Raw genomic sequence first — 24,625 nt, forward strand, 5'->3', positions numbered from 1 at the left:
GCATAAGAGCCGCCTTGCTGGCAAGGTGGCTCCCCGCATTACTGTTCGATGATCCGGATGAATTGTTGCTGGTAGATGCTCTCCTGCACTCCTTTCTCGAGCCTTGTTCAGGGCATAAGAGTCGCCTTGCTGGCAAGGTGGCTCCCCACATTACTGCTCGATGATCTGGATGGGTTGTTGCTGGTAGATGCTCTCCAACACTCCTTTTTCAAATACGGTCCAGGGCCAGGGTGCCTTGCTGGCACGGTAGCGCTCGTGGGTGGCCGGGTCCTGCGACAGGCCGCGCTGGAACATGACGAACGCCTTGCGCTGGCCACCGACTGTGTCGATAAAACCGGCCAGATTGGAGGTACCCGTGATGGTGCCTGTCTTGGCATGCACCCGGTTTTTCATCATGGGGGCGGTAACGCTGCGACGCCAGGCCAGGGTGCCATCCACCTGAGAGCTGGGCAGCAACTTGATGAGACCGAGTTCGGCATCATTTTTCTGGATGAAGTTGAGCACAGACAGCATCTGGCGTGCGCTGATGAGGTTATGGGCAGAGAGGCCGGAGCCGTCGGCCAGGGTGGCATTGCCGAGGTCGATGCCCTGCTTGGTCAGGATGGCGCGTACCGCCATGGTGCCGCTGCGATAGCTGCCCGGCTTGTTGTAGTAGTGGCGGCCTACCGTTTTCAGGAAGGTATCGGCGTAGAGGTTGTCCGATTTCTTCAGCATCTTGGAGAGCATGATGGGCAATGAGACAGAGTAATGGGTACCCAGGGTCTCGGCACTGCCTGGTGCCTTGTGGGTGACCTGAAGCAGCCCTTCGTGTGCTATGCCTGCTCTGTCCATTGCCCAGCGGATGTTGTCCCAGCCCCAGGCTTCCACGTCGTGGATGGCAAAGCGCAGCCCCTGGGGTTCCTTGTTGGGGGTGATGCAGCCTTTGAGCTCATAAAAGTTGCCCTTGGCCATGTCGACTTCCAGTGCGCAGAACTGACGTGCCATGTCGCCATAGCTCATCACCTCCACCCTGTCGGTGCCAATGCCGATGGGCACGCCGGTGGCGACGTTGCCGGTGGCGGGGCGACCAATCTGGGTGGCTGTAATGGTGGCGTAGGCGCAGTTCTTGTCGATGATGACAGAGGAGACGGGGGCGGCGAAGCAGAGGGTCTGATCACCCCAGGACCAGCCGTTGCCACGCTCGTAACCGTTATAGGCGCCGGTATTGACGTAGACATTGCCCTTGATGCGGTTGACGCCGAGCTGCTTGAACAGGGCCAGCAGATCCATCCGTGACAAGGTGGGGTCGCCGACGAAGTTGATCCAGATGTCGCCATTGATGGCATCACCCTGTTTGGCACCTGGCTGGGCCTGAATGTCGGTGGCAAAACGGAAGTCGGCACCGAGCTCGAGCCGTGCCGCCAGGGCGGTGAGCACCTTCATGGTGGAGGCGGGGGCTATCATGTCATCGGCATTGCGGGCGAACTCTATGCCGCCATTGCCCTGCACTATGATGGCGTACTGGCCCCCCTTGGGCGGCGTCAGCGTGGCGGCTTGAACCAGAGTCGGAACAAGTGTGGAAAATAGAGCACAAAAACCAATCAACAGCCGCTGCATAAGATCCTCTAACTTAACGAAGGGGTCGGTAGTGCGCTACCCACCCTGATAATCAATATGTTTACGTTCACCGGCCAGCCTGTCGCTGCAAGGTATGAGCCGCGCTCAGCCAAGGGCATTGGCGGCGCGGTACCGGCCTTCATAATCAAAAATTTTCTCTTTCACCTGCCAAAAGCGACCTGACTTGCGGGCGATGACAAAGTCGGGGTGACGAAACTGGTTTGATGCGGCCAGCACGTTCTCCAGAGTGGTGAATTCCGGCTCCAGGCCCGGGGCGGGCCAATGATGACGCACAAAGCGCTGTTGAAACAAGCGCCGTGCACCCGGGGAGTGAAAACCGAAGTACTCCATCAGGGTAAGACCATCCTCATCGTGATAGGTCACCTCCAGCCGCTCCCCCTGTTTGCCACGGCCCGCTGTGAGGGTGAGACCGGCGCAGCGAATGACCATGCAGTCTTTCAGATTGAGGGCCTCCTTGAGCTTGTCGTCCGGATCCACCAGCAGCTGATCACAGCTCTGGCAGCGGCGGGCGGCGATGTCGTTTTCGGCGCCGCAGGCGGGACACACCTTGGCGCGAAAGCGGTAGTCACACTCCTCGCGGTGGCCCTCGTCATCTTCAAACAGCCCCTGACAGCGACGGCCGTAGTGCTCAATCACCTTGCCTTCTTCATCAGTCTTGCCCCAGAAGGTGTTGGCAAAACCGCAAGCCGGGCAGGGCACCTGTACCGGCTCGGTGCCTGCGTGGGGTCTGGGTTCACCCACCTCGGGAGCGAACAGGTTGAAGTTGTTGCCCGCGTAATCGAGCACCAGACAATCGGCCTTGCCTGGTGAGAGGCGAAGACCGCGGCCCACGATTTGCTGATAGAGCGACACCGACTCAGTGGGGCGCAGCATGACGATGAGATCGACGTGGGGAGCATCGAAACCTGTGGTGAGCACTGCCACATTGACCAAAAACTTGATCTCCCGCGTCTTGAAGGCGCTGATGAGGGCATCGCGCTCCGGGCCCGGTGTCTCGCCCGTAATGAGGGCCGCCGTCTGGGATTTTGCAATCAGCAGCCCCTGGATCTCACCAGCATGTTCGACGGTAGCGGCGAAGATCATGACCCCTTGCCGGTCAGCTGCATATTCCAGCACCTGGCTCAGGATATGGGGGGTGACCCGCTGCTGGCGTTTGAGCTCGCCGTTGAGATCCGCCTCGCTGAACAGGCCATTCTCCCGCGCAACCAGCTTGCTGAAGTCGTAGTGGACTATGGGGGCGTCGATGAGCCGCGGCGGCGTCAGATAGCCATTTTTCACCATGAAGCGCAATGGGAGCTCGAACACGCAATCGCCAAACAGACGCTCGCCATGGCTCTTTACCATGCCGTGATAGTGACGCCGGTAGATCCAGCCCAGCCCCAGGCGGTAAGGCGTGGCGGTGAGGCCGAGAATTTTCAGGGCCGGATTGCTGGCTTTGAGATGGCCCAACACCTGGTGGTACTGGCTCTCGTCATCCAGCGACACCCGGTGACATTCATCGATGATCAGCAGCGAGAAGGCGCCATCGAAGGCATCCAGATTGCGCGCGACCGATTGTACCGAGCCAAATACCACCTGGGCCTTGGCCTCCTTGCGATCCAGGCCAGCGGCGAAGATGTCGGCCTTGAGTCCCCAGGCTTCGTACTTGGCGTGGTTCTGCTCCACCAGCTCCTTGACGTGAGCCAGCACCAATACCCGGCCACGGGCCTTGCGGGCCAGTTCGGCGATCACCAGGCTCTTGCCCGCGCCGGTAGGCAGCACTACCACAGCAGGGTCAGGATGCCGACGAAAGTGACTGATAACGGCGTTGACTGCGTCGATTTGATAGGGTCTGAGAACAAACATGGGGAACGGATGTGGTGCAGGATGGCGCCATTATAGGGATCTTGGCGCCACAAAAACAGCGGGCCGGCATGATGCCGGCCCGCTGGGATCCCTTATTCTGATCAATGGAAGGGGAAGACGTAGTTCATCCAGCTTGCCATGCGCAGCAGCACCTTGCGCATTACGGAAACATGGTGGAAGTGCTGGGTATAGATGGCGGCCTGACCACTGGCGCCAGCGATCACCTGATACTTGTGCCACTCGGGATCCGTGATGGAGATGACCACAGGCAGACGACCCGGACGCACCGCTGTTGTCTGATCCAGCAGACCAATATTGGCCTGGACATTGCCGGCGGCGATAGCCGGCACCACGGCGGTGACAGTGCCTTTGAAGATCCTGCCAGGGATACCATCGATCACCACTTCGGCCTCGTCACCAATTGCCAGACGCTGCATGCTGTTTTGCCAGAACCAGCCGACATAGGCGGTATCGTCTTTATGGATGAAGGTCATCACGGGGCGATACATGAAAGGGGTGGCAATCATGCCGGGGCGCAGGGCCAGCTGCACCACATGGCCATCACTGGGGGCATAAACCACTGTCTGTGCCAGCTGGTATTTTGCCTCGTTCAGCTGGGCTTGCAGATCTTCCAAGGTGGCTTTTTGCTGGTCAATCTGGGCGACAATGTCGTCCACATTCGCTTGCGTGACATCGAGATCCCGCTGCTTGCCAACTCCCCGCCGCATCAAGTCACTGGCGCGATCCCTGTCCAGTCTGGCAGAACGCAGTCTGGCCTCGATGGATTTGAGGTGTTCACTATTGGCGTCGAGTCGCGCGCTCAGGCTATCCACCTTCAGCTGGAAAGGTTCGGACTCGATACGAAACAGCACGTCGCCTTTTTTCACCGGCTGGTTGGGTTGTACCGGTACCTCGACGACCCGCCCCTTCACCAGGGGAACAATCGGCGTGGAGACGTAGTAGTTGCGGGCCATTTCGGAGTAGGGGTGGTTGTAGTTCATCAGCATGATCAGGGTGCCGATGATGAGCACGCCACCCAGCGCTGCCGTGGGCACAGTCCACTTGTTGAGCGGGATGCGAAAAATCTTGAACACGGCCACACACAGGGCCGTGTAGGTCAGGATCAGTAGCAGGTCCATGATTTATCCCTGTTGTTCAGTCTGTTGGATGGTATCGATGCGTGCCTTGAGATCGGCGAGTTCCTGCTTGAGAAGCTGTATCTCGTCTTCATCCTGTTGCAGACGCTGGTTGAAGCCCCAGCCGCGATCAGGACGATAGACAGTGGCCCAGATCCAGAGGAAGGGCCAGAGCACATGCAGGGTAAACAGACTGACCCATCCCGCCACATGAATGGCATCTTGATGGGGGTGCTGACGGTGTTTGGCTATTTCATAAGGAATATCGTGGATCACTATGATCCCGTAGAACATGACCAGCCCGACAAAGAAGAGCAGGCCAAGGGCAAAATAATCAAGGAACATGGGTGTCTCCACAGGTTTGATGCACAACCAATCATTGGATTCAATTTTAGATAAAGCAATTAAATATCACATATTTATCGGGGATGCGCCGGGATTTTACAGCCTGATCTTGTATCGAAGCTTAAGCAGGATGGAATAATTAAACGTTGATGCAGGACTCATTTTTACGAGCGAAAAGGAGCGCATTTGGTTGGTGACACTGGCCGCCTGTTTATGCTTGCCAGCCGCTGCGGATGATCGAAAAAGGGGGAGCCAATTTGGCTCCCCCTTTTTGTTTGCAGCAGGATGCTCAGCTTTCGCCTGGACTGCTGACCAGGGCCGGACGGTATTTCAGCAGGAAGGCAATGGTAATGGCGGCGGTGGACGCCAGGCCAATGACGGTGGAAATGCCCATCTCCAGCCCGAAACCTATAGGGGCATTGGCCAGGTAGGTGAACACCACAGCCGTCATGAACATGGCGGGAATGGTGCAGACCCAGTGCAGTTTGCCCTCTTTGGCCAGATACGCCGCCGCGGCCCACAGCATGATTACGGCCGTGGTCTGGTTGGCCCAGCCGAAGTAGCGCCAGATCACCCCGAATTCCGCCTTGGAGATGATAAAGCCAAGGATAAACATGGGGACTGCGATGAGCAGACGCTTGGCCATGGGTTTCTGGGTCAGGTTGAAGAAGTCAGCCACAATCAGGCGGGCACTGCGAAACGCGGTATCACCGGAGGTGATGGGCAGGATCACCACGCCGAGGATGGCCAGTATGCCACCCACGGTACCGAGCAGGCTGGTGGACACTTCGTGTACTACCGCAGCCGGGCCGCCGTTGGCCATGGTGGCGTTGAGCGCTTCCGTGCTTTCATAGAAGGAGAGGCCCAGTGTGCACCAGATCAGGGCGATGACCCCTTCACCTATCATGGCGCCGTAGAAAATGAAGCGGCCGGATTTCTCGTTTTGCATGCAGCGCGCCATCAGCGGCGACTGGGTGGCATGGAAACCGGAGACGGCGCCACAGGCGATGGTGATGAACAGCAGCGGCCACAGTGGCAGCTCGGTGGGGTGCAGGTTGGAGAAGTCCATCCCTGTGTTGTAGAAGCCTTTGCCGGAGACGATGAGACCGACGATGAGGCCGACCGACATGAACACCAGCAGAGCGCCGAAGATGGGATAGAAGCGACCGATGATCTTGTCGATGGGAACTATGGTGGCGAGGATGTAGTAGGCAAAAATCGCCACAATCCAGTAGACCAGATCGGTGGAGGTGAGGTTGGCCAGAAGGCCCGCCGGGCTCAGTACGAAGACCACGCCCACCAGCATCAGCAACACGACCGCAAACAGGTTCATGAAGTGCTTGGCGACCGTGCCCAGATGTTCACCGACCACGGTTGGCACAGAGGCGCCCTTGGCGCGCACCGACAGCATGCCGGAGAAGTAGTCGTGCACCGCACCGGCAAAGATGCAGCCGAATACGATCCAGAGCATGGCGACCGGACCATAGAGGGCGCCGAGGATCGGGCCGAAGATGGGGCCGACGCCGGCGATGTTGAGCAGTTGCACCAGGTAGACTTTCTTGTCCGACATGGGCACATAGTCCACACCGTCAGCCATGGTGATAGCGGGGGTGGCGCGCTCGGGTTTCGGGCCAAATATCCGCTCGATGAACTTGCCGTAAATAAAATAGCCGGCGACAAGTAAGCCGACACAGAGGAAGAACCAGATCATTGCTACGCTCCTGCATTGTTATTCTATGATGTGCGCAGCCAGTCTAATGGGGTCGTCTGTCAAGGGCAGGTGAAACGCGCCGAGCGGCGCCATGGTGACTCGAGTGGTCGCCGGCTGTGATCCGGCGCACAGTCCCACGCCACTATTCCAGTCCCAGTTCGTCTTTGAGTTCCTTGAGGTAGCGACGGCTGACCGGTACCCGGGCGCCGCTTGGGGTAACGATCTGGGCCAGCTGGTTTTCCAGCAGCTGGATCTCGAAGATGGCGCCGGGAGAGATCAGATACTGGCGGTGACAGCGTAGCAGGGGGGTCTTCTCTTCCAGGGATTTGAGGGTGAGCTGGGTATGAAACAGCTCACCCTGACAGGCGACGTGCACACCGCCGAGATCGGAGAAGGCGTACTCCACCTGCTCGATGGGCAGCAGTCGCACCCGGTTGTGCAAATAGCCAGGAATGTGGCGGATAGCCGGAGCCAGCATTGCCATGGATTGGGGGCTGATATCCTGGCGCAGGCGGCTTAGCGTCTTGGCCAGCCGTGCCGGCTCTACCGGTTTGAGCAGATAGTCGAAGGCGTTCTCTTCAAAAGCCTGGATGGCGTACTCATCGAAGGCGGTGACAAACACGATGCGGGGCAGGGGATCCAGCATGGCGACCAGCTCCATGCCGCTCAGCTTGGGCATCTGGATGTCGAGAAACACCACATCCGGCTTGAGTCGCTGTATCAGTGGCAAAGCCTCGATGGCATTGGCCGCCTGGCCCAGGATCTCGATATCGGGATCCTGGCCAAGGTGCAGGGCTAGCTCCTCACGGGCATAGAGTTCATCATCGACGATGAGTGTGCGGATCATGGGATCTCCTGAACAGAGTGACAATGGGTGAGCAGCTATGGGGGGGAGGACATCTGACCATCAATATCAGGAGGTTCAGCATCCAGAGGCGTCCCTGGGCAGGGTGAAGGAGACGCGGGTCCAGCGCTCCGGCGCGCAGCTGACACTGACGCCATAACGATTGCCAAACGCGCTCTTGAGGCGCCGATCGACTATGGTCATGCCCAGACCATCTCCAGCGGGCTTCTCCTGCCAGGTGCCGGCATTGTCCTCCACGCAGATAGTCACGCTCTCCTGACGCTCTTCGGTATAAAGGCGAATGCATCCCTGCTCCAGCAAGGTCGAGATGCCGTGCTTGATGGCATTCTCGATGAGCGGCTGCAGGGTAAAGCTCGGCAACTTCAGGTTGGCAAGCTGAGGCGGGATCTCGTTGATGACGGTCAGTCTGTCCCCAAAGCGGGCCAGCTCTATCTCCAGATAGGATTGGCAGTGTTCCTGTTCTTCCAGCAGGGTGGCGAGGCCACTCTGGCGCTTGAGGTTCTTGCGAAAGAACAGCGACAGGTGCAGCAGCAGTTCCCGGGCCTTGTCCGGATCGCGCCGGGTAATGGCGCTGATGGTATTGAGGGTATTGAACAGAAAATGGGGATTGATCTGGGCCTGAATGAGCTTGAGCTCGGATTGCACCAGCAGGCGCTGCTGCTGCTCCAGTCGTCCGGCCAGCAACTGTTGTGACAGCAGGTTGGCTATCCCTTCCCCCAGCGTGTGGTTGATCTTGAGAAACAGCCGCTTCTTGGGCTCATAGAGCTTGATGGTGCCGATCACCCCCTCATCACCGTGCAACGGTATCACCAATACTGAGCCAAGCTGGCACTGGGGCGAGAGACTGCAGCGGTAGGGCTGGCTGTTGCCATCGGCAAACAGCACCTTGTTTTTGGCAATGGCCTGCAGCGTGATGGCGGAGGCAATGGGGGTACCCGGTTTGTGGTGATCTTCCCCCGTGCCGATGAAAGCGAGGATCTTGTCGGTATCCGTGATGGCGACGGCGCCGACCCCTGTCTCCTCTTTTACGATATGCGCTATCTTGCTGCTTGCTTCTGCGGTGAAACCCTGGCTCATGATACCGACGGTGCGGTTGGCAATGGTGAGCGCCTTGGCGGAGAAGACCCGGGAGAACTTCTCATACATCCGCTGCTGATCGCGGATCATGCTGATAAATAGCGCCGCACCGCAGGAGTTGGCAAGGATCATGGGAGTGGCTATGGTGCGTACCAGCAGCAGGGATTTGTCAAAGGGGGTCGCCACCAGCAGTATGATGACCATCTGCAATATTTCAGCGCCAAATGTCGTGAAGAACGCAATCCTGGGTTCGAACAGCGCATTCATGCGTCCTGAGCGCATCAGCCGCCAGTGCACCAGCCCGCCCAGCAGTCCCTCGCAGGTGGTGGAGATGGCGCAGGCGAGGTCGGTAAATCCCCCTAGGGTGTAGCGGTGCAGACCCCCGGTCAGTCCGACCAAAAATCCCACCAGCGGCCCCCCCAGCAGTCCCCCCAGTACGGCACCGACGGCACGGGTATTGGCGATGGCATCATCAATATCCAGTCCTACATAGGTGCCAAGGATGCAGAAACACGAAAAAATGATGTATATCAGTATCTTGTGAGGGAGTCTTACGGAATAGTTGGCGAGGGGACGCAGCAGGGGGCTCTTGGAGAAGAGATAGGCGATCACCAGGCTGACGCTCATCTGTTGAAGCAGAGAGAGGACCAACTGCATAAAAAACGTTCCTCAGAGTTCATACCGAAAAAAGCGGCCGGGATGGGCAAATGTGATCAGGATCTTGTTCTGTGAGCTCCCCCGACCTGAACACGGGCGCAGTTTGCCAGAAACGTGAAATAAAACCATATTAAATCAGCATGTTAAATTGATATTTGTGTAATCGCCAAAGGGTTGATATTGCTGGGTGGAGCATGAATGTATCCGCTGGATGCGCCACATGGAAGTGGCATGCTCCGCCCAGCCTCTTGGCTGGGCGTTTTTTATCCAGGGTCGGCTGTGAACCGTTTTGAGGGTAATCGGGCAATTATCCAGGTTTGTCCAATGAGTTATCCCCAGCTTCTGGGGATAACTCAGAAGGCAAAATAGTAACAGAAGCGCCGAGTCAGGTTAAAAAACAGCCGTTGTCCCTCATCCAGGTCCTCCTGCTTGATAAAGGATTTGATGGTGCGTTCATCTTCCCGCAAATCCAGCATGGCAACTCCTTCCGGCCGCTGTGCCTTGATATAAGGCAGTACCTTGGGTTTGAGGGGCATGGTGGGCTCGGTGGACAGTACTAGCGCCACTGAACTGTCGGAGAGCAGCACCAGAGAACCGGGAGGATAGACTCCCAATACCTTGATCAGCAACTTGACCAGATCCTGGTCGAACTTCTTCTGTGACAGCTTGTAGAGCTGGCTGATGGCCTGACTCGGGGCGGCAGGCGTAGCGCTGCTGCGTGGATGCAACAGTTCGTCATAGTAGTCCACCAGTCCGATAATCCGTGCCAGTGGCGGGATCTCGCCCCCCTTGATGCCGAGGGGGAAGCCACTGCCATCGAGTCGCTCATGGTGCAGATGGGCCACCTGGCGGATCTTGGGCTCGAATGCCTGCAAGTGTGTCAGCATATCCAGTCCGTACTGGGGATGCATGTTGAGAAAATTCTGTTCCGACTTGTTGAGATCCCCCCGTTTCTGGGTGATCTGGCTCGGTATCTTCAGCTCCCCTATGTCGTGGATCAGCCCCGCCAGACCCGCTTCCTCGATCTCGACCGGGTTCATGCCCAATTCGCGAGCCATCAGCATGGCGATGAAGGCCACGTTCAGGCTGTGCTGCAGCAGGATGTCGGTGTGCGGGCTGCGAATGAGGTGCAGGCCGAGGGGGCCCTCATGTTCACTGATGCGGGCGGCGGCATTGCGCACTATCTGCGCCGTGTTGGCCAGCCCCTCGTCAGGCTTGAGGTTGAGGGCCCCCAGCGCATCGCGCAGCTCTGACATGGATTGGCCAAAGGCTTTGTCTGCGGCGCGCAGGGAGCGGCGGAAGGCTTTCTCATCAAAAGGGGGAGGGCCTGCGTCTACTATCTCGTCAATGGCCGACAGATCAGGGCCGGCAGAAGGGATATCGCCCCGCAAGATGGGTTCGATGGGCAGATCGCTCTTGTCCGGATCCACCATCAAGAGGGTGAGGTCGAGGTGACGTATGATGTCGAGCTGCTGCTGATCCTTGATCTTGAAGGCATTGAACATAAAAGGATGACTGGTCCATCCCGTGGGGAGATGGATGTAGTGGCCGATCCGTAACTGCTCTATCGAGGCTTGTATCAGCGCCATGTGCTAACTCGCATTTCATGAATGCCTACCAACAAGCTAGCAAAATTAGAGAGATAGACAAACAAAAAAGCCCGCGCATGTGCGCGGGCTCTCGAGTTCAAGTCCGATTATCAGGCCTTGGATTTCTTCTTGCTGTCTACCTTGGTCTCAACCTTGGCTTCTACCTTGGTCGCTACCTGAGCTTCCTCGGTGAAGGGACGACCATAGTAGGTGTCCATCAGGATGGCTTTGAGCTCGGTGATCAGCGGGTAGCGCGGGTTGGCACCGGTGCACTGGTCATCGAAGGCTTCCAGCGCCAGCTGGTCAACCTTGGCCAGGAAGTCAGCTTCGTTCACGCCAGCTTCACGGATGGAGGCAGGGATGCCCAGAGTGGCTTTCAGCTCATCCAGCCAGGCCAGCAGCTTCTCGATCTTGGCAGCGGTGCGGTCACCGGCGGCAGTCAGACCCAGGTGGTCAGCCACTTCGGCGTAACGACGGCGAGCCTGCGGACGGTCGTACTGGGAGAACGCAGTCTGCTTGGTCGGGTTGTCGTTCGCGTTGTAGCGGATGACGTTACTGATCAGCAGGGCGTTGGCCAGGCCATGCGGGATGTGGAACTCGGCACCCAGCTTGTGCGCCATGGAGTGGCAGACACCCAGGAAGGCGTTGGCGAACGCGATACCGGCGATGGTGGCAGCGTTGTGCACCTTCTCGCGAGCAACCGGGTCGTTGGCACCATTCTGGTAGCTGGAAGGCAGATACTCTTTCAGCAGCTTCAGGGCTTGCAGCGCCTGACCGTCGGAGTATTCGTTGGCAAGTACGGAAACATAGGCTTCCATGGCATGAGTGACCGCATCCACACCACCGAAGGCGCACAGGGACTTGGGCATGTTCATGACCAGGTTGGCATCCACGATGGCCATGTTCGGGGTCAGCTCGTAGTCGGCCAGCGGGTACTTCATGCCGGTGGCGTCATCGGTCACGACCGCAAACGGAGTGACTTCAGAACCGGTACCGGAAGTGGTGGTGATACAGACCAGTTCGGCCTTCACGCCCATTTTCGGGAACTTGTAGATACGCTTGCGGATGTCCATGAAACGCATGGCCAGGTCTTCAAAAGCGGTATCCGGATGCTCATACATGACCCACATGATCTTGGCCGCATCCATGGGTGAACCACCACCCAGCGCCAGGATAACGTCCGGCTTGAAGGAGTTGGCCATCTCGGCGCCCTTGCGGACGATGGACAGGGTCGGGTCAGCTTCTACTTCGTAGAATACTTCCACTTCCATGTTCAGCTTCTTGAGCAGACGAACTACGTCATCGGCATAGCCATTGTTGAACAGGAAACGGTCAGTTACCACCATGGCGCGCTTCTTGCCTTCCAAGTCGCCCAAGGCGATCGGCAGGGAGCCACGACGGAAATAGATGGATTTCGGAAGTTTGTGCCACAGCATATTTTCTGCCCGTTTTGCGACTGTCTTCTTGTTGATCAGGTGCTTGGGACCGACGTTCTCGGAGATGGAGTTACCACTCCAGGAGCCGCAACCCAGGGTCAGGGAAGGAGCAAGAGCAAAGTTGTACAGGTCACCGATACCACCTTGGGTGGAAGGGGTGTTGATCAGGATACGGGCGGTCTTCATCTTGTCGCCGAAGTATCTGATGCGGTCCTGATTGCGATCCTGGTCGGTGTACAGACCTGAGGTGTGACCGATACCACCGATGTTGACCATGGTGCAGGCCATGTCGACAGCGTCTTCAAAATTCTTGGCGCGGAACATACCCAGGGTAGGGGAAAGCTTCTCATGAGCGAACTCATCTTCAGCGCACAATTCCAGGCCTTCACCGATGAGGATCTTGGTGGTGGCAGGCACAGTCACACCGGCCATGGCGGCGATCTTGGTGGCCGGCTGACCAACGATATCTGCGTTCAGCGCGCCGTTGATCAGCAGCACCTTACGTACCTTGTCCGCTTCATCTTTGGACAGGATGTAGCCATCGTGGTTGGAGAAACGCTCTTTTACCTGGTTGTAGATGGAGTCAACGACGATGACGGCTTGCTCGGAAGCACAGACCACACCGTTGTCGAAGGTCTTGGACATCAGGATAGAGGCGACGGCACGTTTTACATCGGCAGTTTCGTCGATGACGATTGGCACGTTACCGGCACCTACACCGATGGCAGGCTTGCCTGAAGAGTAAGCGGCTTTCACCATGCCCGGGCCACCGGTGGCCAGGATCAGGTTGATGTCGTTGTGCTTCATCAGTGCGTTGGACAGTTCAACGGACGGTTGATCGATCCAGCCGATGATGTCTTTCGGTGCACCGGCGGCAACAGCTGCGTCCAGTACCAGCTTGGCAGCGGTATTGGTGGAGTTCTTGGCGCGGGGGTGCGGGGAGAAGATGATGGCGTTACGAGTCTTCAGGGAAATCAAAGATTTGAAGATCGCGGTAGCGGTCGGGTTGGTGGTCGGAACGATACCGCAGATGATACCTACCGGCTCGGCGATGATCATGGTGCCCATCTCGTCATCCTGGCTCAGGATGCCGCAGGTCTTCTCGTCTTTATAGGCGTTGTAGATGTATTCGGAGGCGAAGTGGTTCTTGATAACCTTGTCTTCGATGATACCCATACCGGATTCTGCCACGGCCATCTGGGCCAGGGGGATACGGGCATTGCTGGCGGCCAGGGCGGCGGCACGGAAAACCTTGTCTACCTGCTCTTGCGAGAAGCTGGCGAATTCACGCTGGGCTTCTTTGACGCGGGCGACCAGTGCATCCAGTTCAGCCAAATTGGTTACTGCCATGTTTATCTCCTGATGATTTGAAAACTGTTTAGTAAGAGTTTGGCAATGCCCGGCAATTATAGTCGCCCTGTCAAGGCGAGAATCACTATAAGGGGGTATTTACATGCCTTACTAAATTGCTTTCTGAGCCGATTATAGAGCGGGTCTGACTCAGAAAAATTTGATCTGGATCATGTGTAACAAAAGAACAAAAGAAATTTTGTTTCACAATACATGTTTTCCGGATGTTACTAGGATGTAGAGTGAAACAAAAATGGGATGAATCATGGGTGAACAGAGTGTCACGCACTATTTTTCAAGCAGTTAGCACTATTACGTCCCAGTGTCCCCGGGTCGGGGCCAGGGGCAGTATGGGGGCTGCATTGTGATAGAAACGGCGATCATCCAGGACCAGATATTCTCCTGGAAGTAACTCTTGTTGGAAAAATGGTTGTTCTTTTAATCCATGATAAAGCTGAAGCGCGCCGCCACTGACGCCTTCGCTGCCACAAAAGAACACGCCGATAAAGTCGAAGCCATCCTGATGGACGCCTTCCGGTGCGGGAGGCACGCTTTCGCCCTGGGCTGTGGTGATCCGCATCTGGTGAATGCCGATCGCCTTGCCATCCGCGAGTCGAACATGACGGGCAAAGCGGGTCAGCATCTGCCCAAAGGCGGGATGGGCGACAAAAGCGGGATCCAGCTCGGCATAGGTTCTGGGCACATCCCCGAGGAACTTGTTGATGGCGGCGGCCTGAAAGAAGACGCCGTTGTCGAGGGGGAAGAAGCGTGACCCCTCTTTTTCGACACGGCCATAGCGGCGTTCCCGAAAGGTGCCCTGAATATAGGGATCGACCGGCAGTCGATCAAAAAAGCCGAGCAGGGGGTCGACAGTGCCTGCCGGCAGCGAATCCAGGTGCCATTTCAACTTGATGTCCGTATCAATCATTACAAAATCCTTGTTTGCTGAGATGAAATCTTGCGCCAAAACTCCATGGCCGCATAAAGCTCGATGTGATTTTACCAGAGTGTTAAATGGCGACAATCTTTATTAACAAATCAATATGTTGAATTTTGGCCATGCATTAGAGGAACTAACTGAAAAGCCACGGAAAGGGTGAGATTATTTGATTGGTGAAGGGCATTGGCATGGTGTAAATTTACGCACGATTTATCGGGGGGATCCCCGTGGCCTTGCTTACTTCTGGATGGCGCCTATGGCAGCGATTGACGTCTCTTTATATCTGAAGTTCTTCATCGGTTTGTTCGCGATCATCAACCCATTGGGGTTGTTGCCGGTGTTTGTCAGTCTGACCGGCCATCAAACGCCGGAAGAGCGGATGAAGACCAACACCACCGCCAACATTGCCGTGATGATTATCTTGCTGGTCTCCATGTACATGGGGCAGCTGATCCTCGATGGCTTTGGCATCTCGCTGGCGTCGTTTCGCATCGCCGGTGGATCCCTGATTACCCTGATCGCCTGGTCCATGCTGCAGGGCAAGCTGGGGGAGGTGAAGCATAACAAACAGGAGAAGGGTGAGCTGGCCGCGCGCGAATCTGTCGCTGTGGTGCCCTTGGCACTGCCGTTGATGGCGGGCCCGGGTGCCATCTCTTCTTCTATTGTCTACGCCAGCCAGAGCACCTGGTCCCAGATGCTGGGCATGTCGCTGGTGGTCATGGTGTTTGCATTCTGCTCCTGGCTCATCTTCCGCGCCGCCCCCTTGCTGTTCAAGCTGATGGGCAACACCGGCATCAACGTGGTCACCCGGATCATGGGCCTTATCATGATGTCACTGGGCATCGAGATCATGGTGGCAGGGATCAAGGGAGTCTTCCCCGGATTGATGTGATTCAGGTCTGTTTTGTCGGAGCCGGTCCTCGTGACCGGCTTTTTATTGTTTCTTTTTTGTTAGTCATTTCCTAGAATCGAGCGGGTTTGTATAAAAAACGTCCATGGCGCGATATTTAAATGCTGAATAATTGGCTAAAAGCTGTTTTTTTAACCATTGATCCCAGCCTAGCCTGATGATATCTATTGCATTATTAGAATTGTCAGGGAATTATGCTGGCAGCGGGGTACTTATCTCGTTGATGGACAAATGCATGGAATGTTCTTGTTGGAGTAAATGGAAATGACTCATAAAAAAACAATGATTAATACCCTATTGGTGGCAGCGCTATTTGGCGGAATGAATGCAGCGTATGCTGCTGATGTCCCCGCAGGTACCAAACTGTCTGATGTTCAGCAGTTGGTGAAAGGCAACGGCTCTGAGCCCGCAACGCTCGATCCCCACAAAACCGAAGGAACGGTTGAATCCAATATTCTGCGTGATCTGTTCGAAGGTCTCGTCTCCTCCGGCCCCAAGGGTGAAGTGCTCCCCGGTGTGGCCGAGTCCTGGGAAACCAAGGACAACAAAAAATTCGTGTTCCACCTGCGCAAAGATGCCAAGTGGTCCAACGGGAATCCCGTGACAGCCCACGATTTCGAGTTCGCCTTCAAGCGGGCCGTGGATCCCAAGACTGGTTCTCCTTATGCCTGGTACATGGAGATCCCGACCATAGTCAACGCCACCGAGATCATTGCCGGCAAGAAGCCGTCAGATACGCTGGGCGTGAAGGCCGTCGACGACTACACCTTCGAAGTGCAGCTGGAAAAAGCGATCCCTTACTTCGTCAGCATGCTCTCCCACACCACCACCTACCCGGTGCCGAAGAAGGTGATCGAGAAGTTTGGTGACAAATGGACCCAGCCCGGCAACATGGTATCCAACGGTGCCTACCAACTGAAAGACTGGGTAGTGAACGAACGCGTCGATATCGAGCGCAACCCCAAATACTGGGGCAACGCCAAGACGGTGATCGACAAGGTGAGCTACCTGCCTATCCAGTCCACCAACGCCGAGTTGAACCGCTATCTGGCGGGTGAGCTGGATCTTACCTACAACATGCCCATCGAGCGCTTCAAGCAGATGAAGAAAGATCTGCCCAACGAGGTGAAGGTGAGTGGCTACGTGGGGACCTACTACTACACCTTCAACACCAAACGTAAACCCTATGACGATGTGCGGGTTCGCACGGCACTTACCTACGCCATCGACCGTGACGTGATCGCCGACAAGGTGATGGGCAAGGGAGAAACACCGGGTTATGCCCTGGTGCCTGATTTTGTGGATGGTTTCAAACCGGTTGCCCCCGAGTGGTCCAAGTTGACCCAGGCCGAGCGAGACACCAAGGCAAAAGCCATGTTGCAAGAGGCGGGATATGGTCCAGACAACCCGCTCAAGTTCGAGCTGCTCTACAACACTGACGACAACCACAAGAAGGTAGCGGTTGCCGTTGCCTCCATGTGGAAGAAGCTGGGCGTGCAGGTAAGCCTAGTGAACCAGGAGTGGAAGACATATCTGGAGACACTCAAGCAGGGGCAGTTTGATGTTGCTCGTCGCGGCTGGATCGCCGACTACAACGAAGCTTCCTCCATGCTGGATCTGATGCAGACCACTCACGGCAACAACGATGGCAAGTACTCCAACCCGGTATTTGACAAGCTGATGGACGAGTCTCGCGACCAGGTCGATGATGCTTCCCGCAACAAACTCTATGTCCAGGCCGAAGAGATCCTCACTAAGGACATGCCGATCGCCCCCATCTACCAGTATGTGACCTCCCGCATGGTCAAGTCCTATGTGGGCGGCTACCCGGCCAACCCGCTGGACAACCTCTACAGCAAAGACATGTACATCGTTGCTCACTGAGTAAAATAACAAGTCGCATAACAAGCAGGCCCGCCAGACGGCGGGCCTTAGTATTAAAACCGCGACCCTTTGGAAGCAGTACAGGACAGGAATTGTCTATGTTGAAATTCATTTTTAAACGTCTATTGGAAGCGATCCCGACTCTGCTGGTCTTGATCACCGTCTCTTTCTTCATGATGCGTTTCGCGCCGGGCAACCCCTTTACCAGCGAACGTGCCCTGCCGCCGGAAGTGTTGGCCAATATCGAGGCCAAGTACGGCCTGGACAAGCCCATCGGCGTGCAATACCTCACCTACCTTGGCAACCTGGTACAGGGCGATCTGGGCCCCTCTTTCAAGTACAAGGACTTCAGCGTCAATGATCTGGTGAGCCAGGCGCTGCCTGTTTCCGCCAAGATCGGGAGCGCGGCCTTCGTCTTTGCCGTCTTGCTGGGGGTGACCTTTGGCACCATTGCAGCTTTGAAACAGAACACCCTCATCGACTATCTCTTGATGTCGTCGGCCATGGCTGGTGTGGTGATCCCGGGCTTTGTGCTGGCACCCTTGCTGGTGCTCTTCTTCAGTATCTATCTGGGCTGGTTCCCGGCCGGTGGCTGGCAGGGGGGCGGGGTGCAATTCATGGTACTGCCGGTATTTGGCATGATGATGTACTACATCTCCGCCATCTCGCGCATCATGCGTGGCAGCATGATCGAGACCATGAACTCCAACTTTATCCGCACCGCCCGTGCCAAGGGCTTGCCGCTGCGTCACATCATACTGAAACACGCGCTGCGTCCGGCCATGCTGCCAGTGGTCTCCTATCTGGGGCCGGCCTTCGTCGGCATCATCACGGGTTCAGTGGTGATAGAGACCATTTTCGGTCTGCCGGGAATTGGTCAGTTGTTTGTCAACGGTGCCCTCAACCGTGATTACTCCATGGTGCTTGGCCTGACCATTCTGGTCGGCGCCCTCACCATTACCTTTAACGCCGTGGTCGATATTCTCTATGCCTTTATCGATCCCAAGATCCGTTACTAAGTCGGGAGTTCATCATGGTTGTCACAACTGAAAAACGCGAGGCCGTCGAGGCGTTCGCACAGCAAGTGGAAGTGGTGGAGGGACGCTCCCTGTGGAAGGATGCCCGTCGCCGTTTCCTGCGTAACAGGGCTGCACTGACCAGCCTTATCATACTGACCATTATCGGTCTGGCGGTGATCGTCGGTCCCCACCTGTCCCAATACACCTTCGACGATCCGGATTGGGGCGCCATGCAGGCCGCGCCGGATATGGAAGCCGGCCACTGGTTCGGTACCGACAGTCTGGGGCGCGATCTGTTCGTGCGCACCCTGCTGGGTGGCCGCATCTCGCTGATGGTCGGCATCATGGGGGCCATGGTGGCCGTGGTCATCGGCACCTTGTATGGCGCGGCGTCCGGTTTCATCGGTGGTCGGGTCGACAGCCTGATGATGCGGATTCTCGAGATCCTCAACGCTTTCCCCTTCATGTTCTTTGTGATCATGCTGGTGACCTTCTTTGGCCGCAATCTGGCGCTCATCTTCATTGCCATCGGGGCTGTAAGCTGGCTCGACATGGCGCGGATCGTGCGAGGCCAGACCCTGAGCCTCAAGAGCAAGGAGTTTATCGAGGCGGCTCACGTCTGTGGCGTCTCCAAGTGGAAGATCATCACCCGTCACATAGTGCCGAACGTGCTCGGTATCGTGGCCGTCTACGCCACCTTGCTGGTGCCGGGCATGATCATGTTTGAATCCTTCCTGAGTTTTCTGGGCCTCGGCGTCCAGGAACCCATGACCAGCTGGGGTGCCCTGCTGGATGAAGGCTCCAAGTCGATGGAAGTGGCCATATGGCAACTCTTGTTCCCTGCCGGTTTCATGGTGGTGACCCTGTTTTGCTTCAATTTCCTCGGGGATGGTCTGCGTGACGCACTCGATCCGAAGGATCGATAACAAGAGCGGCCAAAGATCGATAAGGAGTTTTTATGAAATTACTGGATGTAAAAGATCTGCGAGTCGAGTTCAAGACTCCGGATGGCAATGTGGTGGCGGTCAACGACCTCAATTTCTCTCTCGCCGCAGGCGAAACTCTGGGGATCGTCGGCGAATCTGGCTCCGGCAAGTCCCAGACGGCATTTGCCATCATGGGGCTGCTGGCCAAGAACGGCATCATCACGGGGTCTGCCAAGTTTCAGGGTGACGAGATCCTCAATCTGCCGGAGCACAAGCTCAACAAGATCCGTTCCGAGAAGATCGCCATGATCTTCCAGGACCCCATGACCTCGCTGAATCCCTACATGAAGGTCAAGGATCAGCTGATGGAAGTGCTGATGCTGCACAAGGGGGTGAGCAAGGCCGAGGCGTTCGAAGAGTCGGTGCGCATGCTGGATGCGGTGAAGATCCCCGAGTCGCGCAAGCGGATGAACATGTATCCCCACGAGTTTTCCGGTGGCATGCGCCAACGGGTGATGATCGCCATGGCCCTGCTCTGCCGGCCGCAGCTGCTCATCGCCGATGAGCCGACCACGGCGCTGGACGTGACGGTGCAGGCCCAGATCATGACCTTGATGAACGAGCTCAAGCGCGAGTTCAACACCTCCATCATCATGATCACCCACGACTTGGGCGTGGTGGCTGGCATCTGTGACAAGGTGCTGGTGATGTACGCCGGTCGTACCATGGAGTACGGCCGGGTGAACGATATCTTCTATCGCCCGAGCCATCCCTATACCGAAGGCTTGCTGCGCGCCATTCCCCGCCTCGACACCGAAGGGGAAGAGCTGCCCACCATACCGGGCAATCCGCCCAACCTGCTGCGTCTGCCCACCGGCTGCCCCTTCCAGGAGCGCTGCCACCGGGTGAGCGAGATTTGCGGCCAGCAGTCACCTGTTCTGACGCCGTTCAACGACGGCCGCGAGCGGGCCTGCCATTGGGTGTCTGATGCCATCAATGCCAAGGAGGTGAGCGTATGAATGCTGTGATATGCGGCCAGCAATCCTCCATGCTTCTGACGCCGTTCAACGACGGCCGCGAGCGGGCCTGCCATTGGGTATCGGATGCCATGATCAAGGGGGCGAATTAAATGGGTACTGACAAGAAACTGCTGCTGGAAGTGTCCGACCTCAAGGTCCACTTCAGCATCAAGAGTGACAAGGCCTGGCCCTGGGCCAAGCCCTCGGCGTTGAAGGCGGTAGATGGGGTAACCCTGCGCCTGTACGAAGGGGAAACCCTTGGCGTAGTCGGGGAGTCCGGCTGTGGCAAGTCTACGTTTGCCCGTGCCCTGATAGGGCTGGTGCCGGCTACTGACGGCAAGGTGGTGTGGCTGGGCAACGATCTGACCAAGCTTGACCAGAAGGCGTTGCGGGAGAAGCGCAAAGAGATCCAGATGATCTTCCAGGATCCGCTGGCCTCCCTGAACCCGCGCATGACCATCGGCGATATCATTGCCGAACCGCTCATCACCTTCTATCCCAACCTCTCCAAAGAGCAGGTGAAGGAGAAGGTGCGCGCCATGATGAGCAAAGTAGGTCTGCTGCCCAACCTGGTGAACCGCTATCCCCACGAGTTTTCCGGCGGCCAGTGCCAGCGTATCGGCATCGCCCGGGCGCTGATCCTGGAACCCAAGATGATCATCTGTGACGAGCCTGTCTCGGCGCTGGATGTTTCCATCCAGGCTCAGGTGGTGAACCTGCTCAAGGCAATCCAGAAGGAGATGGGGCTGTCGCTCATCTTCATCGCCCACGACTTGTCCGTGGTCAAGCACATCTCGGATCGGGTGCTGGTGATGTATCTGGGCAATGCGGTGGAGCTGGGCACGCGCAAGGAGATCTTCGCGAACCCCCTGCATCCCTACACCAAGGCGCTGATGTCGGCCGTGCCCATTCCGGATCCGGATCTGGAGCGCAGCAAGGTCATCCAGATCCTGGAAGGGGACTTGCCATCCCCCATGAATCCGCCGTCCGGCTGTGTGTTCCGTACCCGCTGCCCGGTGGCGGGTCCCGAGTGTGCCAAGACCCGGCCCCAGCTGGAGGGCAATTTTGACCACGCCGTCTCCTGCCTCAAGGCCGATCCGCTCTGAGTGTGAGCATCCGATACGGGGCGCCCAGGTGGCGCCCCGATTCATTTTGCATTTGGACAAGATGCATCTTGGCGTTATCTTTTGCTGCTGTTACTATCCGCTTTAACAAGGGGAGTAACTTCTCGCTGGTTTGTCGTCATTACGGTGCACCCATTTCCTGCAGTGCACCCGGCAGCCGGGCAGTTGATGCAAATCAGCTGTAAGTGAGACCTTGCCGAGAGGCAAGGTGTATCTGCTCCAAACGCAAACCCACGCCTCTCGGTCGTGGGTTTTGTCGTTTTTGGGAGAGATGAACATGGGTGAATGGTGGATGTGGACCGGTTTCTTCAGCATAGTGCTGGTCCTGTTATGGATAGATATACGCTTTGTCGGTGGTGGCAAGTCACACAAGGTATCCCTCAAAGAGGCGGGCATCTGGTCTCTGGTCTGGGTCAGCGTGGCGCTGCTCTTCAACCTGGCAATCTGGCTCTGGCTGGATCACAGCGCAGGCCGCGAAATTGCCAACCAGAAGGGGCTGGAGTTCCTCACCGGCTATCTCATCGAGAAAGCGCTGGCGGTGGACAACGTCTTCGTCTGGCTGATGCTGTTCGGTTACTTCGCCATCCCGGCCGAGTTGCAGCGCCGTGTGCTGCTGTACGGGGTACTGGGTGCCATAGTGATGCGCGCCGGCATGGTGTTCGCGGGCAGCTGGCTCATCGAGCAGTTCCACTGGATCCTCTATCTGTTTGGCGCCTTCCTGCTGCTGACCGGGGTCAAGATGCTGTGGGCCGCCGACAAGGAGCCTGACTTGGCCAACAACCCGCTGCTGGGCTGGATGCGCCGTCGCTTCAAGGTAACCGAGACCCTGGAAGGGGAGAACTTCTTCGTCTGGCGTGACGGTGTGCGTTATGCGACGCCGCTGCTGCTCATTCTTGTGCTGGTGGAGGTGAGCGATCTCATTTTCGCGGTGGACAGTATTCCGGCCATCTTCGCGGTGACCACGGATCCCTTCATCGTCCTGACTTCCAACATCTTCGCCATCATGGGTCTGCGCGCCATGTATTTCCTGCTGGCCGGTGTGGCCGAGCGCTTCGCCCTGCTGAAATACGGTCTGGCACTGATCCTGATGTTTATCGGGGTCAAGATGCTGCTGCTGGATATCTTCAAGATCCCGACCGGCATTGCATTGGGCGTGGTGGCGCTGATCCTGCTGGTTTCCATGGGGCTGAGTCTCTTTGTGACCCGTAAAAAAGTGGCTTAAACGCTGCACCCATAAAAAGGGCTCCCGCGGGAGCCCTTTTTCATATCGCGTTATCAGCGTTTGATCTTCTTGGGGTTGGTGTAGCCCCAGATGGTGTACATGTCCGCCAACAGGGCGCCGTTGTACTCCTCCAGATCAGCCTGTTTCACTTCTGCCTCACCCTGACGGCCAAACAGCACCACTTCATCACCGGGCTTCACCCCTTTCAGATCGGTCACGTCCACCATGATGGTGTTCATGGAGGTCTTGCCGACCACCGGCACCTTCTGACCCTGGATCAGCACATAGGCCTTGTTGCTGAGCGCACGGCGATAGCCGTCGGAGTAACCGAGCGGCAGGTTGGCGAGCCAGGAGTCACGTTTGAGAGTAAAGGTGCGGTCATAACCGACTGTGTTGCCCGCCGCATAGTGGTTGACCGAGGCAACCTGGGTCTTGAACGCCATCACCCGCTTGTATTCGGTGTAGGAGGGGATGGAGTCGCCGTAGAGCAGGCCGCCTGGGCGCACCATGTCAAAGTAGGCGTCCGGCACTGCCAGGGTGGCGAAGGAGTTGGCGGCATGGATGGTGATCTTGCTGCGATCCAGCTTGCCTGCTTCCAGCAGCCACTGGGAGTCCAGCTTGAACTGGGCCAGCCCCAGCTTGACGTCCTCTTTCTCCTCCACCGGGAAGTGGGTCATGATGCCGACCGGGGTGATCCCCTTGAGCTTGAGCATGGCCAGCGCATCTTGCTTGGCATCTGCCAGACGCAGGTCGATGCCATTGCGGCTCATACCGGCGGAGTTGAGGGCGACATGCACCGGAATGGTGGTGTGGTGGCGCAGGGCGATGTCGGAGATCCCCTGAGCACTCACCAGGCTGCCAACCAGCTCTTCCAGCTTGTAGGGCAGGGCCTGTTCCACTTCGATAGGTGTGGCGGCACGCACCCGCATCAGGCGGCCGCTGAACCCCTTCTCGCGCGCCACGCGGGCCTCTTCGTTGCTGGCGATGCCGATACAGGGGATATTGGCCTTGACCACGGAGGGAACCAGCAGGTCAATACCGTGACCGTAGGCATCCGCCTTCATGATGGCGCAGATCTGCGGGCCCTTGTCGCCGAGGCGGGTCTTGAGGGTCTGCAGGTTCTGTTCAAACGCGGTCAGGTCTACTTCCAGCCAGGCGTTGCTGGCGGTTTGTACTTCGCCGTTGCGATGATCGCTTGCCAGAGGCAGATAGGGGGCTGCGACGGCTTGACCAGCCAGCAGGCCTAGGATCAAGGTGGCCAGCAGTGTCTTCTTGTGCATGGGGTGATTCCTTTTTTATTGTTGGCGTTGAGGTGCATGACGACCTTATGACGGCCTTTGTCATGCAGATGGGATAGAGTGTAGCCAAGGCATTGTTATTGTTATGAACTTTGTCAATTTCCTGCGGCATTATTCCCGTTGGAAGTGTATCGCAAGGTGTCGATTGTGGCACGTCTCATGGGAGCCAGTAGATGAGAGATCTGGAGTGTCGTGTACCGCCTGTTCTGCTGTTTGGCATAGTGGTGCTGGCCATGGTGTTGGGGGGCGGTAGCGGGGAGGGGTGGCCAGAGCTGGCCCTGCTGTTGACGGTGGTCGGCTGTGTGTTCGGTTTTGGCGGCGTGCTGCGCTTTCGCCAGCATGGCACCACTGTCAGTCCAACCCGGCCGACGCAGGCCAGTGTGCTGGTGACCACAGGGCTTTATCGGCTCAGCCGCAATCCCATGTACCTGGGGCTGCTCTGCTGGACAATGGCGCTGGCCTGCTATCTGGGTGGTATGGGGGTCTGGATCGGGCCCCTGGTGCTGTGGGGCTGGCTCGACCGTTTTCAAATCGTGCCGGAAGAGCGGGCCCTGCAGGCTCGCTTCGGTGAAGCGTATGCAGAGTACTGCCGGCGGGTTCGTCGCTGGTGCTGAGCCGCGCGACACGCTGAAAAAACGCAGATAAAAAACGGCCC

The 24,625-nt window shown here is 57.2% G+C and carries 20 protein-coding genes; 9 read left to right on the forward strand and 11 right to left on the reverse strand.

What is annotated here, in order from left to right:
* Window positions 1–150: 150 nt before the first annotated feature.
* From dacB to ONZ54_RS09445, 10 genes are all read right to left on the reverse strand, one after another.
* Window positions 151–1,596: a D-alanyl-D-alanine carboxypeptidase/D-alanyl-D-alanine endopeptidase gene (gene dacB / locus ONZ54_RS09400; RefSeq protein WP_059169649.1), complete on the reverse strand. Its 1,446-nt coding sequence runs from the start codon at window positions 1,594–1,596 to the stop codon at window positions 151–153.
* 105 nt (window positions 1,597–1,701) lie between these two features.
* Window positions 1,702–3,462 carry a DNA repair helicase RadD gene (locus tag ONZ54_RS09405; RefSeq protein ID WP_271788009.1) on the reverse strand — a complete coding sequence of 587 codons (1,761 nt, stop codon included), beginning with the start codon at window positions 3,460–3,462 and terminating at the stop codon, window positions 1,702–1,704.
* A gap of 101 nt (window positions 3,463–3,563) precedes the next feature.
* Complete coding sequence (locus ONZ54_RS09410) at window positions 3,564–4,601, reverse strand: HlyD family secretion protein (protein WP_005314797.1); 1,038 nt, start codon at window positions 4,599–4,601, stop codon at window positions 3,564–3,566.
* Window positions 4,602–4,604: 3 nt separating this feature from the next.
* Window positions 4,605–4,943, reverse strand: a complete 339-nt coding sequence (locus ONZ54_RS09415; RefSeq protein ID WP_005314799.1) for a DUF3302 domain-containing protein — start codon at window positions 4,941–4,943, stop codon at window positions 4,605–4,607.
* A gap of 289 nt (window positions 4,944–5,232) precedes the next feature.
* A complete protein-coding gene (locus ONZ54_RS09420; RefSeq protein WP_271788010.1) occupies window positions 5,233–6,654 on the reverse strand; it encodes a carbon starvation CstA family protein in 1,422 nt (473 codons plus the stop codon).
* A 142-nt stretch (window positions 6,655–6,796) separates the two neighbouring features.
* Window positions 6,797–7,501 (reverse strand): two-component system response regulator BtsR, encoded by a 705-nt coding sequence (gene btsR, locus ONZ54_RS09425; RefSeq protein WP_005314806.1) that lies wholly within the window; start codon window positions 7,499–7,501, stop codon window positions 6,797–6,799.
* Between the two features lie 75 nt (window positions 7,502–7,576).
* A complete protein-coding gene (locus ONZ54_RS09430; RefSeq protein WP_271788011.1) occupies window positions 7,577–9,253 on the reverse strand; it encodes a sensor histidine kinase in 1,677 nt (558 codons plus the stop codon).
* Between the two features lie 353 nt (window positions 9,254–9,606).
* Entirely contained in the window at window positions 9,607–10,842 is a 1,236-nt protein-coding gene (locus ONZ54_RS09435) for an HD-GYP domain-containing protein (RefSeq protein WP_125608874.1), read from the reverse strand.
* A gap of 110 nt (window positions 10,843–10,952) precedes the next feature.
* Window positions 10,953–13,628: a bifunctional acetaldehyde-CoA/alcohol dehydrogenase gene (gene adhE, locus ONZ54_RS09440; RefSeq protein WP_125600450.1), complete on the reverse strand. Its 2,676-nt coding sequence runs from the start codon at window positions 13,626–13,628 to the stop codon at window positions 10,953–10,955.
* Window positions 13,629–13,923: 295 nt separating this feature from the next.
* A complete protein-coding gene (locus ONZ54_RS09445; RefSeq protein ID WP_005314819.1) occupies window positions 13,924–14,556 on the reverse strand; it encodes a 2OG-Fe dioxygenase family protein in 633 nt (210 codons plus the stop codon).
* Window positions 14,557–14,824: 268 nt separating this feature from the next.
* On the opposite strand from ONZ54_RS09445, the gene ONZ54_RS09450 reads away from it, so the two are divergent.
* The 8 genes from ONZ54_RS09450 to ONZ54_RS09485 all read left to right on the forward strand — a co-directional run bounded on the left by ONZ54_RS09450 (window position 14,825) and on the right by ONZ54_RS09485 (window position 22,672).
* Window positions 14,825–15,460 carry a YchE family NAAT transporter gene (locus ONZ54_RS09450; protein ID WP_005314822.1) on the forward strand — a complete coding sequence of 212 codons (636 nt, stop codon included), beginning with the start codon at window positions 14,825–14,827 and terminating at the stop codon, window positions 15,458–15,460.
* 282 nt (window positions 15,461–15,742) lie between these two features.
* Window positions 15,743–17,362, forward strand: a complete 1,620-nt coding sequence (locus tag ONZ54_RS09455; protein ID WP_271788012.1) for an ABC transporter substrate-binding protein — start codon at window positions 15,743–15,745, stop codon at window positions 17,360–17,362.
* 98 nt (window positions 17,363–17,460) lie between these two features.
* Window positions 17,461–18,381, forward strand: a complete 921-nt coding sequence (gene oppB / locus ONZ54_RS09460) for an oligopeptide ABC transporter permease OppB (RefSeq protein WP_021139963.1) — start codon at window positions 17,461–17,463, stop codon at window positions 18,379–18,381.
* A gap of 14 nt (window positions 18,382–18,395) precedes the next feature.
* Entirely contained in the window at window positions 18,396–19,307 is a 912-nt protein-coding gene (gene oppC, locus ONZ54_RS09465; RefSeq protein WP_005314829.1) for an oligopeptide ABC transporter permease OppC, read from the forward strand.
* A 32-nt stretch (window positions 19,308–19,339) separates the two neighbouring features.
* Complete coding sequence (oppD, locus tag ONZ54_RS09470; protein ID WP_042869676.1) at window positions 19,340–20,326, forward strand: ABC transporter ATP-binding protein; 987 nt, start codon at window positions 19,340–19,342, stop codon at window positions 20,324–20,326.
* The gene (locus ONZ54_RS09475) at window positions 20,323–20,436 is read left to right on the forward strand and encodes an oligopeptide transporter ATP-binding component (RefSeq protein ID WP_098983810.1); all 114 of its coding nucleotides are present in this window, start codon (window positions 20,323–20,325) and stop codon (window positions 20,434–20,436) included. The genes oppD and ONZ54_RS09475 overlap by 4 nt, the downstream gene beginning before the upstream one ends.
* Window positions 20,437–21,432: a murein tripeptide/oligopeptide ABC transporter ATP binding protein OppF gene (gene oppF / locus ONZ54_RS09480; protein WP_058395427.1), complete on the forward strand. Its 996-nt coding sequence runs from the start codon at window positions 20,437–20,439 to the stop codon at window positions 21,430–21,432.
* A 295-nt stretch (window positions 21,433–21,727) separates the two neighbouring features.
* On the forward strand, window positions 21,728–22,672 hold the full coding sequence (locus ONZ54_RS09485) for a TerC family protein (protein ID WP_034282953.1): 945 nt from the start codon (window positions 21,728–21,730) through the stop codon (window positions 22,670–22,672).
* 53 nt (window positions 22,673–22,725) lie between these two features.
* Here the strand turns inward: ONZ54_RS09485 and alr are convergent, their stop codons facing one another.
* Window positions 22,726–23,952, reverse strand: coding sequence for an alanine racemase (alr, locus tag ONZ54_RS09490; RefSeq protein WP_125600437.1), 1,227 nt, complete (start codon window positions 23,950–23,952; stop codon window positions 22,726–22,728).
* Window positions 23,953–24,143: 191 nt separating this feature from the next.
* Between alr and ONZ54_RS09495 the strand changes: the two genes are divergently transcribed.
* Window positions 24,144–24,584 carry a methyltransferase family protein gene (locus tag ONZ54_RS09495; protein ID WP_271788013.1) on the forward strand — a complete coding sequence of 147 codons (441 nt, stop codon included), beginning with the start codon at window positions 24,144–24,146 and terminating at the stop codon, window positions 24,582–24,584.
* Window positions 24,585–24,625 lie beyond the last annotated feature (41 nt).

This window comes from Aeromonas salmonicida, assembly GCF_028355655.1.
GTDB lineage: Bacteria > Pseudomonadota > Gammaproteobacteria > Enterobacterales > Aeromonadaceae > Aeromonas > Aeromonas salmonicida.